At 37.8% G+C, this 12,903-nt stretch carries 16 protein-coding genes and 1 pseudogene; 15 read left to right on the top strand and 2 right to left on the bottom strand.

Annotation, left to right across the window (positions count from 1 at the left end):
* Window positions 1-10: 10 nt before the first annotated feature.
* The 6 genes from pflA to HMPREF9180_RS02800 all read left to right on the top strand — a co-directional run bounded on the left by pflA (window position 11) and on the right by HMPREF9180_RS02800 (window position 5,009).
* Window positions 11-805 carry a pyruvate formate-lyase-activating protein gene (gene pflA, locus HMPREF9180_RS02775; RefSeq protein WP_006144870.1) on the top strand — a complete coding sequence of 265 codons (795 nt, stop codon included), beginning with the start codon at window positions 11-13 and terminating at the stop codon, window positions 803-805.
* A 175-nt stretch (window positions 806-980) separates the two neighbouring features.
* Complete coding sequence (locus HMPREF9180_RS02780) at window positions 981-1,691, top strand: ABC transporter ATP-binding protein (RefSeq protein ID WP_006144872.1); 711 nt, start codon at window positions 981-983, stop codon at window positions 1,689-1,691.
* A gap of 1 nt (window position 1,692) precedes the next feature.
* Entirely contained in the window at window positions 1,693-2,478 is a 786-nt protein-coding gene (locus HMPREF9180_RS02785) for a hypothetical protein (protein WP_006144873.1), read from the top strand.
* Between the two features lies 1 nt (window position 2,479).
* On the top strand, window positions 2,480-3,199 hold the full coding sequence (locus HMPREF9180_RS02790; RefSeq protein WP_025168589.1) for an ABC transporter permease: 720 nt from the start codon (window positions 2,480-2,482) through the stop codon (window positions 3,197-3,199).
* 62 nt (window positions 3,200-3,261) lie between these two features.
* Window positions 3,262-3,948: a response regulator transcription factor gene (locus HMPREF9180_RS02795; protein ID WP_006144875.1), complete on the top strand. Its 687-nt coding sequence runs from the start codon at window positions 3,262-3,264 to the stop codon at window positions 3,946-3,948.
* Window positions 3,918-5,009: a sensor histidine kinase gene (locus HMPREF9180_RS02800; RefSeq protein ID WP_006144876.1), complete on the top strand. Its 1,092-nt coding sequence runs from the start codon at window positions 3,918-3,920 to the stop codon at window positions 5,007-5,009. The genes HMPREF9180_RS02795 and HMPREF9180_RS02800 overlap by 31 nt, the downstream gene beginning before the upstream one ends.
* A 141-nt stretch (window positions 5,010-5,150) precedes the next feature.
* Here the strand turns inward: HMPREF9180_RS02800 and yidC are convergent, their stop codons facing one another.
* Window positions 5,151-6,071 carry a membrane protein insertase YidC gene (yidC, locus tag HMPREF9180_RS02805; RefSeq protein WP_025168590.1) on the bottom strand — a complete coding sequence of 307 codons (921 nt, stop codon included), beginning with the start codon at window positions 6,069-6,071 and terminating at the stop codon, window positions 5,151-5,153.
* A gap of 76 nt (window positions 6,072-6,147) precedes the next feature.
* A complete protein-coding gene (locus HMPREF9180_RS02810) occupies window positions 6,148-6,426 on the bottom strand; it encodes an acylphosphatase (protein ID WP_006144878.1) in 279 nt (92 codons plus the stop codon).
* A gap of 33 nt (window positions 6,427-6,459) precedes the next feature.
* Between HMPREF9180_RS02810 and HMPREF9180_RS02815 the strand changes: the two are divergent.
* From HMPREF9180_RS02815 to HMPREF9180_RS02855, 9 genes and pseudogenes are all read left to right on the top strand, one after another.
* A pseudogene (locus HMPREF9180_RS02815) lies at window positions 6,460-7,199 on the top strand (TrmH family RNA methyltransferase).
* A 56-nt stretch (window positions 7,200-7,255) separates the two neighbouring features.
* Complete coding sequence (locus HMPREF9180_RS02820) at window positions 7,256-7,939, top strand: Bax inhibitor-1/YccA family protein (RefSeq protein ID WP_006144880.1); 684 nt, start codon at window positions 7,256-7,258, stop codon at window positions 7,937-7,939.
* Between the two features lie 95 nt (window positions 7,940-8,034).
* The gene (gene asnA, locus HMPREF9180_RS02825; RefSeq protein WP_006144882.1) at window positions 8,035-9,027 is read left to right on the top strand and encodes an aspartate--ammonia ligase; all 993 of its coding nucleotides are present in this window, start codon (window positions 8,035-8,037) and stop codon (window positions 9,025-9,027) included.
* Window positions 9,028-9,086: 59 nt separating this feature from the next.
* Window positions 9,087-9,626 (top strand): 16S rRNA (guanine(966)-N(2))-methyltransferase RsmD, encoded by a 540-nt coding sequence (gene rsmD, locus HMPREF9180_RS02830; RefSeq protein ID WP_006144883.1) that lies wholly within the window; start codon window positions 9,087-9,089, stop codon window positions 9,624-9,626.
* Window positions 9,616-10,104 (top strand): pantetheine-phosphate adenylyltransferase, encoded by a 489-nt coding sequence (coaD, locus tag HMPREF9180_RS02835; protein WP_006144884.1) that lies wholly within the window; start codon window positions 9,616-9,618, stop codon window positions 10,102-10,104. The genes rsmD and coaD overlap by 11 nt, the downstream gene beginning before the upstream one ends.
* A complete protein-coding gene (locus HMPREF9180_RS02840; RefSeq protein WP_006144885.1) occupies window positions 10,088-11,125 on the top strand; it encodes a SepM family pheromone-processing serine protease in 1,038 nt (345 codons plus the stop codon). Before coaD ends, HMPREF9180_RS02840 begins: the two co-directional genes overlap by 17 nt.
* Window positions 11,126-11,181: 56 nt before the next feature.
* Window positions 11,182-11,412, top strand: coding sequence for a DUF1146 family protein (locus tag HMPREF9180_RS02845; RefSeq protein ID WP_040287833.1), 231 nt, complete (start codon window positions 11,182-11,184; stop codon window positions 11,410-11,412).
* A gap of 23 nt (window positions 11,413-11,435) precedes the next feature.
* Window positions 11,436-12,722 carry a UDP-N-acetylglucosamine 1-carboxyvinyltransferase gene (gene murA / locus HMPREF9180_RS02850; protein WP_006144887.1) on the top strand — a complete coding sequence of 429 codons (1,287 nt, stop codon included), beginning with the start codon at window positions 11,436-11,438 and terminating at the stop codon, window positions 12,720-12,722.
* Window positions 12,709-12,903, top strand: coding sequence for a DNA-directed RNA polymerase subunit beta (locus HMPREF9180_RS02855; RefSeq protein ID WP_006144889.1), 195 nt, complete (start codon window positions 12,709-12,711; stop codon window positions 12,901-12,903). Before murA ends, HMPREF9180_RS02855 begins: the two co-directional genes overlap by 14 nt.

Consider the following 12,903-nt stretch of genomic DNA (forward strand, 5'->3'; position numbering starts at 1 on the left):
AGGTAACGCTATGTCAGAAGAAACAATTGACTACGGACAAGTGACAGGAATGGTGCATTCGACAGAGAGTTTTGGGGCGGTAGATGGTCCTGGGATTCGTTTTATTGTCTTTTTGCAGGGTTGTCAAATGCGTTGCCAATACTGCCATAACCCAGATACTTGGGCAATGGAAACCAATAAGTCTCGTGTACGAACAGTGGATGATGTTCTAGAAGAAGCGCTTCGTTACCGCGGATTCTGGGGGGACAAGGGTGGTATTACAGTCAGTGGGGGAGAAGCTCTTCTCCAAATCGATTTCTTGATTGCCCTCTTTACAAAGGCAAAAGAAAAAGGTATCCACTGTACCTTAGATACCTGTGCACTTCCATTCCGTAATAAGCCACGCTATCTTGAAAAATTTGATAAATTAATGGCTGTGACTGATTTGGTTCTTCTTGATATCAAAGAAATTAATGATGCTCAGCATAGAATTGTAACTAGTCAAAGTAACAAAACCATTTTAGCTTGTGCTCAATACTTGTCAGATATTGGGAAACCTGTCTGGATTCGTCACGTTCTCGTACCTGGATTGACTGACCGAGATGAGGATTTGATTGAACTTGGTAAGTTCGTGAAAACTCTTAAAAACGTTGATAAGTTTGAGATTTTGCCTTACCATACCATGGGTGAGTTCAAGTGGCGTGAACTCGGAATTCCATATTCGCTCGAAGGTGTTAAACCACCGACGAAAGAACGAGTCAAGAACGCTAAGGAACTCATGGATACAGAAAGTTATCAAGACTACATGAAACGTGTACATGGATAAAAAGAAGCCTGATGGGAACATCGGGCTTTTAAGTTTACTTAAAATAAACAAAATTTTTATGAGTTATATGACAGTACAGATTTTACAAAGATTTAAAATTCTGAAAAAAATCCGAAAATTATTGGTTAATATATACTTGTTTAAATTGATACAACAAATTGGATAGGAGAATATCATGGAACAAAGTATTACCATTAAAAATCTATGTAAGTCATATGGTCAAACTCAAATTTTAAAAGATATTTCTTTTGAAGCAAAAGCAGGTAGAGTGACTGCTTTCCTGGGTCCAAATGGAGCTGGTAAAAGTTCAACCTTACGTATCTTATTAGGATTAGACAAAGCAACATCTGGTCTTGCTAAAATTGGAGATCAAACTTATAAGGAGTTACAATTTCCTCTAAAGACTGTAGGGGCTTCATTTGACAGTGTAGGAGCTCCTGATGATCGAACTGTTTATCAACATTTGAAAATTGTTGCTGCTAGTAATGGGATATCCAGTCAGCGAATTGAGCAAGTCTTGGAAATGGTGGATATTAGCCATAAGAAAAAATCTAAAATTGGAAAATTATCATTAGGAGAAGGACAACGCTTGGGAATTGCAACAGCTCTATTAGGGGATCCTCAGTATCTGATATTGGATGAACCGACAAATGGGTTGGATCCAAGAGGAATTCGGTGGTTTAGAGAGTTTATAAAAAAACAAGCTCAAGAAGGGAAGACAGTCTTGCTATCATCTCATATATTATCGGAAGTGGAAGCAGTAACAGATGATGTGGTCATCATAAATAAAGGCAAAGTTCTTATAAAAGGGACTTTACAAGAAGTGATGAAAAATCTTTCTTCACTGGAGGAAGTCTTCTTTAGATTAACAGAGGGAGGAAAGTGACATGGCACTTATTTACTCTCTTCATTCTGAAATATTGAAATTACTTTATAAGAGAGCTACTCATGTTGTACTATTCTTGCTACTAGTATTTCAAACGTTTTTAGCAAATATTGGTGCATCTCAAATTGTTTCAGTTGGTATCCATGCTACCCCAGAGACAAACCCAGAGTTAATAGAAGCTATTCCCCCTATTGAATTTTTAGGTTTTGATGTTACTTTAGTTGGCATTTTTTTTATGATTATCTTAGGCTCAATCTACGGAGCTGAAGAGTATAAAGGCTCTGCTATTCGTACAAGCCTCCTCTCTAATACGAGTCGAAGTACTTTCCTAGTTTCAAAAACAGTAGTTTGGTTGGTATTTTCTTTTGTCATTTCCTTCCTATCAATATTTCTGACGATTAACATGACACATTATGTTTTAGGACAAGATGGTTTATTGCTTTTTTCACTAAATGGGACAGTTTGGTTCTATATGTTTTTGGACAGTATAGCTTGGACATTATTGGGACTTTTAGCCTATATTCTGGCTTTAACATTTAAAAAACCCCTTGTTCCCCTATTGTTTTTGCTTCCTCAAGTCTACAATTTAGGAACATTCTTAGCCAATCATATATCAGTTGCAAAATTTCTTCCAGTTTCATTGAGCTATGGACTGATTGCTACATCTCCTCAAATGTTAGAACAGAATAGTTTCCAAAATATTTTGCTTTTACTTTTTTGGAATTTGACATTCTTGGCTTTGGCAATTTATCGCTTGCTTCAGTCAGATGTTGGAGGAGGTGAATAAGTTGAAAGAGCAACTTAAAAGTGAGTATCTCAAGTTTATGATGAATCCTTGGCACTGGTTGATTATAGGTGCTCTATTACTGTGTGTTCCAGCGATGGTTATTTTTTTAAATAGTAAACCAGATCAGTTGACCCTAAACTTTGTTTTGGAACAGCTACTGCAAAGTCTCTATTTAGGACAGGCGGGTTTTATTAGTCTAGCTGTCCTATTTATAGGTCAGGAATTTACAGGTTCTAGCCTTCGTACAAGTTTTCTTACATGTCCAAATCGTTTAAAATTTATAATATGTAAACTAGCTATTGTGTTATGTGTGGAAATTGTATTATTGCTAGCTGTAATATCAGTATGTATACTACTTACTCAAGGATATTATAATATCAATCTTTTGAGCAATATTAAAAATGTTCTAACAATCCTATTTCCAGTTTGTATTTCTATTTTAACCTTCTCTCTTTTAAGTGGTATTTTTGTATTTATTTTTCGATCTTTTACCTTAATTTTGGGAATAAGTTTATCCCTTTTATTGGGGTTGGGACAAATGCTACTACAATTCAGTTCTTTTTTTAGAAATTTATCATTACTAGCTAGTATGAACTGTTACTATATCCATCCTTTATCACTTTATTATCCAGTGTGGCAAGGCTTAGGGATACAAATAGTTTGGTTATTAATTGTTTTTGTAGTTGCTACACTGATACTTATAGGAAGAAATGTACGCTAAAGACAGGGGCTATCCTGTCTTTTTCTCAGTTAATGATATAATATAATTTAGGAGCGTGAGTTATGGCTTATAAAATTTTAGTGGTAGATGATGATCTTGCTATTCTTCGCCTAATAAAAAAGGTACTAGAGTATGAAAAGTATGAAGTAGTTATACGAAATAACATAGAAGAGGTTGACCTTTGTGATTTTACAGGATTTGACTTAATTTTATTAGATATTATGATGCCTGTTAATGGTTTAGAAATCTGTCAGATGATCCGCGAGCAGATAACGGTTCCTATCTGTTTTATAACTGCTAAGGATATGGATGAAGATTTGGTAGCTGGAATTAATGCAGGCGCTGATGATTATATTATGAAGCCCTTCAGTATGCAGGAACTCTTAGCGCGAGTTAAAATGCACTTACGTCGTGAAGAACGGACTAAAGAAACTGTTCATCAGATAAAAAGTGGGAAGCTTATACTATATACTGATAGTAAGGAACTATTTATAAACGATGATAAGATTGCCTTGACAAGGAGAGAATTTGATATAGTGAATCTTTTAGCAAGCAACCCAAGTAAAATATACTCTATAGAGGAAATTTATAATTATTTATATCCCCAAAGTTCAGAAGCTCTTTTACGTTCAGTTTCAGAGTACATTTATAAAATTCGTCAAAAGCTGAAACCTTATCAATTAAATCCGATTAAAACCTTGTACGGTGGAGGTTATCAATGGGTAGAATCAAAAGTTTTAGACAATTAATTCGAGAAACCTGTTGGAGAATTATTTGGCAGTTTAGTCTTGGCTTATTAATGGCCTATCTTATTCCCTTAACTTCTGTATCTATACAAATAATGGAGGATGGAAAACCTCTTAAAAATAATGATGTTCAATCAATTTTTTTCAATGTGTCATCATGGATATATATTTGTGTTTTATTGATTATTCTAATAAGTTACCACATTGGTAAATTGTTGAAAAAACTAAGTTATGAAATGAATTTGATTTATGAAAATAGTATGTGGCTAGAAAGCGAATGTACAGAAAGATTAACAGTTAAGGAATTTCGTGAGACTGGAAATCGAATTATTGTGATGCAAGATCGTATTCGACAGCTATTAGATGATGAGAAGCAACAGAAAGAAGATTTGATGTTTCAGGTTTCAGCAGTGTCTCATGATTTGAAGACACCTTTAACTATCATCAAAGGGAATGCAGAATTTTTGCACATGTCCACTAAAGATGAGCAGTCTAAAGAATGTTTAGCAGACATCGTTCGTGCTAGTCAACGCTTGCTTGATTATTTTAATCAGTTGATTCATTATTCTAAAACTTACTATGATGATGAGACAGGTTGGACGGAGTATTCTTCTTCAGATTTTATCAATGAATTAGAGAAAGAAGTCTCTTTTTTGATAAAAAATCAGATGAAGTTTTCTTTTGAACAAAATGTGGAAGGAACTGAAAGCTATTATATAAATCCATCTCTTCTAATTCGTGCAATACAAAATATTTTAACAAATGCTTTGGAGTACGCTGATAAACAGAATCCTAAAATTAAAATTAGAGTAGAGCAAGAGGGGAAGGAATTGAAAATAGGGATATGGAATAATGGCTCTGAATTTCCAGATGAAGTTTTAACTAATTTTGGGAAGCTCTTTTATCGTATGGATAAAGTTAGATCGTTTAATGAGCAACATTATGGTATTGGACTTAGTTTTGTATGTAGAGTTGCAAAACTGCATAAAGGCCGAGTTGAGATTAGAAATAGAGACGAGGGAGCAGAAGTTTTAATGACTCTCAATTGTATTAAATCAAAGTGATTTACTTGCTAATTTGTTATCATAGGATCTAAATAAATTTAAGATGTGAAAGTAGATAATAAAAACGAATGAATGATACCTAGTTCATGAAAACTATTTGTCATTCATTCGTTTTTTAATTATTGGATAATACACGTGGCTTTATCTAGAACGTTGTTTTCCAGAATTTCGTTTATTATTTTTCTTCTTAGTTGGAATGCCAGCAGGTTGCTGAGGGGTTACATCTTTACGAGCGCCTGAAGTTTTGCTTGCTTTTGGTGGATTCTTCGCAAATTCTTCGCGTACTTTTTTACGAAGTTTTGGACGAATCAGATAGTTAATGATAAATTGTTGGAAAATCATGATAATACCACCAACAACAAAGTAAAGTGTTACACTGGCTGGTGAGAAGATTGAAAACATGACAATCATCAACGGACTCATGTAAATCATCTTTTTAAGCTGCTCTCTTTGAGTCTCGTCTTCAACTCCGTGTAGAGAAAGAAGTGATTGGAGATAGTAGAGAACACCTGCGCAGGCAAGAAGAATCCAACTTGGAGAACCGAGTGCAATTCCCATGAAGCTAGCTTCAGAAACACCTTCTGTATGTTGAGCAGCAAAGTAGATAGCCGAGAAGAATGGCAATTGAATGAGGATAGGGAAACATCCTACACCACCAAGCATACTAATGCCGTGCTCTTTTTGAGCAGCAAAGAGAGCTTGTTGGGCTTCGAGTTTTTCTTCTTGAGTTGTTGCCTCTTTCAGACGAGTCTGATGTGGTTCAAGGACGTCTTTGAGAGCATTCATCTTTTCAGAATGAAGGGTTGCCTTCCATGATTGGTAGATACCGAGTGGAAGGATAAGCAAGCGAACGATAATGGTTACGACAATAATAGCGACTCCAAATCCTAACCCTTTATCAGTAGCGAGGTACTTGATAGCTTCTCCCATCGGAGCGCCTAAGAACTCCCAAACGGGACCAGTTGGCTGACCTGTTGCTTTATCAATCTGAACGCAACCTGTCAAGACTAATAGCATAGCAACTCCCATGATAGAGAGAGCGATTCGTTTAATTGATTTCACAGTAATTATTCCTTTTTTTAATTGATACCTTTCTATTCTACTGTTTTTTTGGAAAATATACAATAGTTCTAGAGACCTAATTTGCGATTTTGAAGTCAGAGTAGGAAGGAAAATTACTTAATTCGACATCCAAGTATGTGACATCTGAAAAAGAGGTAGGGCCTTTTCGGATTTCTTGGATGAATTTGGCCATGGTAGCAGAGGATTCTGCTTGGGCTAAAATTTCGACAGTTCCATCATCATTATTCCAGACACGACCAGTAATACCACCCAATTCGAGAGCGAGGCTATAGACACCCCAACGGAAACCAACCCCTTGAACCCGTCCTTGGGCTATCATCTTCACCTTTTGCATACCAAACCTCCTTGATTGTGTTATAATATCTTTATGACTATTATAACCTCAAAAGCCAATTCTGTGGTGAAAAATGCTAAAAAATTGCATCAAAAAAATATCGAAAGTCTTCTTATTTAATTGAAGGATGGCATTTATTTGAAGAGGCGGTACAAGCTGGAGCTAGGATTGAAAAAATCTTTGCTTTAGCAGAACATGAGGAAAAATTAACTGACTATCCTCAGGCCGTATTTGTGACAGAAGAAATTTTGCTTGATTTGGCAGATTCACAAACTCCTCAGGGCATTGTAGCCATTGTTCAAAAGGAAGAGGAGCAGATGCCAGATTTGACTTCAGGGAAATATCTCTTTTTGGAAGATGTACAGGATCCAGGAAATGTGGGGACTATGATTCGAACGGCAGATGCAGCTGATTTTACTGGTGTGATTGTTTCAAGCAAGTCGGCAGATATCTACAGTTTGAAAACCCTTCGATCTATGCAGGGCAGTCATTTTCATGTACCGATTTATCGGATGCCTGTTGAAACATTTGTTGAAGAGGCTAAAAAGGGCAATTTACCAATTCTGGCAACTACCTTATCTCAAGAGTCCAAGGATTATCGTGAACTTGCTAGGCTAGAAAACTTCGCCTTGGTCATGGGAAATGAAGGACAAGGGATTAGTCCATTCATGGTGGAGCAGGCTGATCAACTGGTTCACATCAGCATGAAAGGGCAGGCGGAAAGCCTCAATGTAGCGGTTGCTGCAGGGATACTCATGTTTTATTTGAGTTAAATTATTTTATTTTTGTTATAATCTATAAAAAAGAATGGAAATAAAGGAGAACAAATATGAATCAAACAATTATTCAAGAACGTTCTGGATTGAATCAATTTTATGCGAAAGTCTATAGTTTTGTTGGCTTGGGAATTGCTTTATCCGCAATTGTTTCAGCCTTAATGCTGACAACCTTCCAAGATTTACTTGTTCAGCTGATGCTTAACGCCCGCATATGGTTAATCGTAACAGGAATTGTTGAAGTTGCTCTAGTGATTTTTGCGAGTGGCTTAGCAGCAAAGAATAGTCCTGCCACACTTCCAATGTTTCTACTATATTCAGTGGTAAATGGCTTCTCTCTTAGCTTTATTGTTTCCTTATACCTACCTGGTACGGTTTTAACAGCCTTTATCTCCAGTGCAGCCCTCTTCTTTGTCATGGCCATTATTGGAGTCGTGATTAAGAAGGATTTGAGTGGAATCGGTCGTGCTTTGATTGCAGCTTTATTTGGTTTGATACTAGCCATGGTTGTCAATATCTTCTTAAATAGTGGCTTTATGGACTACATTATTAGTATTGTTATGGTCATTGTTTTTGCAGGTTTAATCGCTTGGGATAATCAAAAAATTCGTTATGTTTACGAAGAGTCAGATGGTCAGGTTGCTACAGGTTGGGCAGTTGCTTTAGCTCTTAGCCTATATCTTGATTTTATCAACCTCTTCCTTAGCTTCTTACGTATTTTCGGAAGTGATGATTAAAACTTTAAGAGCTCGATTGAGCTCTTTTTTACTTTTTACTTTCAATTTTATCATCAAAAAGGTATAATCTTTTTATTATTCAAAAGGAGGGGCATATGAAAAAGAGTTTTATTCATCAGCAAGAAGAGATTTCATTTGTAAAAAATACCTTTACTCAATATTTAAAAGATAAGTTAGGAGTCGTTGAAGTTCAAGGTCCAATCCTCAGTAAGGTTGGGGACGGGATGCAGGATAATCTTTCAGGGATTGAACACCCTGTATCTGTTAAGGTCTTGCAAATCCCAAATGAAACTTACGAAGTAGTTCATTCATTAGCCAAATGGAAACGTCATACCCTTGCGCGTTTCGGTTTCGGAGAAGGAGAAGGTCTCTTCGTACATATGAAGGCACTTCGCCCAGACGAAGATTCATTAGATGCGATTCATTCTGTTTATGTTGATCAATGGGACTGGGAAAAAGTGATTCCAAATGGGCAACGAAATATTGCTTATCTAAAAGAAACTGTTGAGAAGATTTATAAGGCCGTTCGTTTAACAGAGCTTGCAGTAGAAGCTCGTTATGACATTGAGTCTGTCCTTCCAAAACAAATTACTTTTATTCATACCGAAGAGTTGGTGGAACGTTATCCAGATTTGACTCCGAAAGAGCGTGAAAATGCTGTCTGTAAAGAATTTGGAGCTGTGTTCTTGATTGGTATTGGTGGCGTCTTGCCGGATGGGAAACCTCATGATGGGCGTGCACCAGACTATGATGACTGGACAACAGAATCTGAAAATGGATATAAGGGACTAAACGGAGATATTCTTGTTTGGAATGAAGCTCTTGGGGGCGCGTTTGAACTATCTTCTATGGGGATTCGTGTCGATGAAGAAACTCTTCGTCGCCAAGTAGCCATTACAGGTGATGAGGATCGCTTAGAGTTGGAATGGCATAAAGCTCTCTTAAATGGCCTTTTCCCTTTGACAATTGGTGGAGGAATTGGACAATCTCGTATGGCCATGTTCTTACTTCGTAAGAAACATATCGGTGAAGTTCAAACTAGTGTTTGGCCACAAGAAGTCAGAGATACTTACGATAACATTCTTTAAACAATCGAACCGTAAGGTTCGATTTTCTTTTTTTATCAGAATTTGGTATAATAGACGGTATGAAAATTGTATCTGGATTTTACGGAGGGCGCCCTTTAAAGACGCTAGAGGGAAAAACGACTAGACCAACATCGGACAAGGTTAGAGGAGCGATTTTTAATATGATTGGCCCCTACTTTGATGGTGGCCGTGTTCTGGATCTTTATGCTGGAAGTGGTGGTCTATCCATCGAAGCAGTCTCAAGAGGAATGTCGAGTGCAGTTCTGGTCGAGAAAGATCGTCGAGCCCAGAACATCGTTGCAGAAAATATAGGGATGACCAAAGAAACCTCTAAGTTTCAACTATTAAAAATGGAGTCTAGCCGTGCTTTGGAACAAGTAAGTGGCGTCTTTGATCTCATTTTTTTGGATCCTCCTTATGCCAAGGAACAGATTGCGTCTGACATTGAAAAAATGGCGGAGAGAAATCTTTTTTCAGAAGATGTCATGGTGGTATGTGAGACCGATAAAACAGTAGAACTTCCAGAAGAGATTGCTTGTTTGGGTATTTGGAAGCAAAAAATATATGGAATTAGTAAGGTGACGGTTTATGTCAGATAAAATTGGGTTGTTCACGGGTTCGTTTGATCCGATGACTACTGGGCACTTGGATATTATTGAACGTGCAAGTAAATTCTTTGATAAATTATATGTAGGAATTTTTTATAATCCAAACAAAAATGGATTTTTACCGATAGAAAGTCGGCTAGAGACGGTTGAAAAAGCGGTGGGACACCTAAAAAATGTCCAAGTCATTGCCTCTCATGATGAATTAGTCGTTGATGTTGCTAGAAAACTGGGTGTCCATGTTCTTGTTCGTGGTTTGCGTAACGCTGCGGATCTTCAGTATGAAGCCAGTTTTGATTTTTACAATCATCAATTAGTAGGAGAGATTGAGACAGTCTATCTCCATAGTCGCCCAGAGCATGTTTACATCAGCTCTTCAGCTGTGAGAGAACTATTGAAATTTGGTCAAGATATCAGTAAGTATGTGCCAAATGCTGTCCTAGAGGAGTTAAAGAATGAAGAGAAAGACTAGATGGCCCATATATCTAATTATTGGCCTCATTATCACTTTTATAGCTTTTACGGTGCCGCTGCCTTATTACATTGAGGTTCCAGGAACTGCAGAGGATATTCGAAAAGTCTTATTGGTCAATAATCAACCTGACCAAGAGGAGGGGTCCTACCAATTTGTGACGGTTGGAGTTAAACATGCCAGGCTGGTTGACTTGATGTATGCCTGGTTAACACCATTTACGGACATACATAGCGCCAAAGAGATGACAGGTGGTTCATCTGATACGGAATTTATGCGAATCAATCAGTTTTATATGGAAACTTCGCAAAATATGGCTAAATATCAAGGTCTAAAGACAGCGGGTAAGGAAATAGAACTCAAATATTTGGGGGTCTATGTTTTGACTGTGACAGATAACTCAACTTTTAAGGGAGTTCTTAATATCGCTGACACCGTGACAGCTGTGAATGATAAGACTTTTGAGAGCTCCAAGGAAATGGTCGACTACGTTAACTCTCAAACGCTAGGTGACAAGGTTAAGGTTACTTACCAAGAAGATGGGAAAGTCAAAACCGCTGAAGGTAAAATCATTACCCTCGAAAATGGGAAAAATGGTATTGGAATCGGTCTGATTGACCGCACAGAAGTATCTAGTGACGTGCCAATCCGTTTCTCAACTGCTGGGATTGGTGGTCCTAGTGCTGGATTGATGTTTAGTTTATCCATCTATACGCAAATTGCAGACCCTACTCTTCGAAATGGGCGTGTCATTGCTGGTACAGGAAGTATCGACAGAGATGGGAATGTAGGTGATATTGGCGGCATCGATAAAAAGGTTGTTTCTGCTGCTAAAAAAGGAGCTACTGTGTTTTTCGCTCCTAATAATCCTGTTTCTGAAGAAGCAAAAAAGGCAAATCCAAACGCTAAAAGTAATTATGACACAGCTGTAGAAGCAGCTGAAATGATTAAAACAGACATGAAGATTGTTCCAGTCAAAACGCTTCAAGATGCGATTGATTACTTGAAAAACAATCCATAATTAAAGTGTGAGCTCATAGACTAGCATAGAAAAAGAGAAGATGGTATAATAGGCAGATGATTCAGTTGTTTTTTACCCTCAGTAGTCATATGTTTTTTGTCTACCTAGTTTTTCAACTCTTGAAAGACTTGGTTAAATGGGATCGAATCTTGAAGGTGACCAAGGACAATGCGAGGAAGGTACGACTTTTAGTAGTCTTGTGTAGTATCGGTTTAGGATATCTAATCAGTTCTTTTTTCCTAAATATCTATCAACTATGGCAAGAAGCAGTACGAACATTGTTTTAACTTGAAAGTAAAGGAAAATATTTATGGAAAAAATTGTAGTTCAAGGTGGCGATAATCGCCTAGTTGGAAGCGTCACTATTGAAGGTGCAAAAAATGCAGTTTTACCACTACTTGCGGCGACTATTTTAGCAAGTGAAGGAAAAACAGTTTTAAAAAATGTTCCGATTTTATCAGACGTCTTTACCATGAACCAGGTAGTTCGTGGATTAAATGCGAAGGTTAATTTTGATCAAGAGGCACATGTTGTTGAAGTGGATGCAACAGAAGATATCACAGAAGAAGCTCCTTATAAGTATGTTAGTAAGATGCGTGCCTCTATTGTAGTCTTGGGTCCAATCCTAGCTAGAGTTGGTCACGCTAAAGTTTCGATGCCTGGTGGCTGTACGATTGGTAGTCGTCCTATTGACCTTCACCTTAAAGGTTTAGAAGCAATGGGTGCTAAGATCACTCAAACAGCAGGGTACATAGAGGCGAAGGCAGAACGCTTGCATGGAGCTCATATCTATATGGACTTTCCTAGTGTTGGGGCAACCCAAAACTTGATGATGGCTGCAACACTTGCTGACGGCATAACTGTTATTGAAAATGCTGCTCGCGAGCCCGAAATTGTTGATTTGGCTGTTCTCTTAAATAAAATGGGCGCAAAAGTCAAAGGTGCAGGGACAGAAACAGTGACAATCATTGGTGTTGAAAAACTACACGGCGCTACACATAAGGTTGTGCAGGACCGTATTGAAGCTGGGACCTTTATGGTGGCGGCAGCCATGACAGGTGGAGATGTCTTGATTCAAGATGCTATCTGGGAACACAATCGCCCTTTGATTGCTAAATTGCAGGAAATGGGTGTTGAAGTTATTGATGAAGACGAAGGAATTCGTATCCGCTTTCAGCGTGATAAGTTAAAGGCTGTTCATGTTAAGACACTTCCTCATCCAGGATTTCCGACAGACATGCAAGCACAGTTCACGGCTCTTATGACGGTTGCTCAAGGTGAATCAACCATGGTGGAGACTGTATTTGAGAATCGTTTCCAACATCTAGAGGAAATGCGCCGGATGGGTTTGCACTCTGAAATCATTCGTGATACAGCTCGTATCGTCGGTGGGCAAGCTCTCCAAGGAGCAGAGGTCCTGTCTACAGACCTTCGCGCTAGTGCAGCCTTGATTTTGACAGGTTTAGTGGCTGAAGGTGAGACAGTTGTTGGGAAACTTGTCCATCTAGATAGAGGCTATTATCGTTTCCATGAAAAATTGGCTCAGTTAGGAGCTAATATTAAACGGGTAAGTGTGGAAGCTGATGAAGACGAATAAACAAGTAACTTATGTATTACGCCGATTTCTATTAGTTATTGTTGTTTTACTTCTAGGAATTTTAGCAATTGGCGTCGGTTTAATGATTGGCTATGGCTTAGTTGGGAAAGGCCAAGATCCGTGGGCAATACTAACACCGGAAAAATGGCATGAATTGATTTCAAAATTTACAGGAAAATAG

Origin of the sequence: Streptococcus peroris ATCC 700780 (assembly GCF_000187585.1) — a bacterium.
Taxonomy (GTDB): Bacteria; Bacillota; Bacilli; order Lactobacillales; family Streptococcaceae; genus Streptococcus; species Streptococcus peroris.

What these genes read in the sequence shown, in the direction of transcription:
- pflA (WP_006144870.1), top strand. Translation starts at nt 11, where the DNA reads ATGTCAGAAGAAACAATTGACTACGGACAAGTGACAGGAATGGTGCAT.
- HMPREF9180_RS02780 (WP_006144872.1), top strand. Translation starts at nt 981, where the DNA reads ATGGAACAAAGTATTACCATTAAAAATCTATGTAAGTCATATGGTCAA.
- HMPREF9180_RS02785 (WP_006144873.1), top strand. Translation starts at nt 1,693, where the DNA reads ATGGCACTTATTTACTCTCTTCATTCTGAAATATTGAAATTACTTTAT.
- HMPREF9180_RS02795 (WP_006144875.1), top strand. Translation starts at nt 3,262, where the DNA reads ATGGCTTATAAAATTTTAGTGGTAGATGATGATCTTGCTATTCTTCGC.
- HMPREF9180_RS02800 (WP_006144876.1), top strand. Translation starts at nt 3,918, where the DNA reads ATGGGTAGAATCAAAAGTTTTAGACAATTAATTCGAGAAACCTGTTGG.
- HMPREF9180_RS02810 (WP_006144878.1), bottom strand. Translation starts at nt 6,426, where the DNA reads ATGCAAAAGGTGAAGATGATAGCCCAAGGACGGGTTCAAGGGGTTGGT.
- HMPREF9180_RS02820 (WP_006144880.1), top strand. Translation starts at nt 7,256, where the DNA reads ATGAATCAAACAATTATTCAAGAACGTTCTGGATTGAATCAATTTTAT.
- asnA (WP_006144882.1), top strand. Translation starts at nt 8,035, where the DNA reads ATGAAAAAGAGTTTTATTCATCAGCAAGAAGAGATTTCATTTGTAAAA.
- rsmD (WP_006144883.1), top strand. Translation starts at nt 9,087, where the DNA reads ATGAAAATTGTATCTGGATTTTACGGAGGGCGCCCTTTAAAGACGCTA.
- coaD (WP_006144884.1), top strand. Translation starts at nt 9,616, where the DNA reads ATGTCAGATAAAATTGGGTTGTTCACGGGTTCGTTTGATCCGATGACT.
- HMPREF9180_RS02840 (WP_006144885.1), top strand. Translation starts at nt 10,088, where the DNA reads ATGAAGAGAAAGACTAGATGGCCCATATATCTAATTATTGGCCTCATT.
- HMPREF9180_RS02845 (WP_040287833.1), top strand. Translation starts at nt 11,182, where the DNA reads ATGATTCAGTTGTTTTTTACCCTCAGTAGTCATATGTTTTTTGTCTAC.
- murA (WP_006144887.1), top strand. Translation starts at nt 11,436, where the DNA reads ATGGAAAAAATTGTAGTTCAAGGTGGCGATAATCGCCTAGTTGGAAGC.
- HMPREF9180_RS02855 (WP_006144889.1), top strand. Translation starts at nt 12,709, where the DNA reads ATGAAGACGAATAAACAAGTAACTTATGTATTACGCCGATTTCTATTA.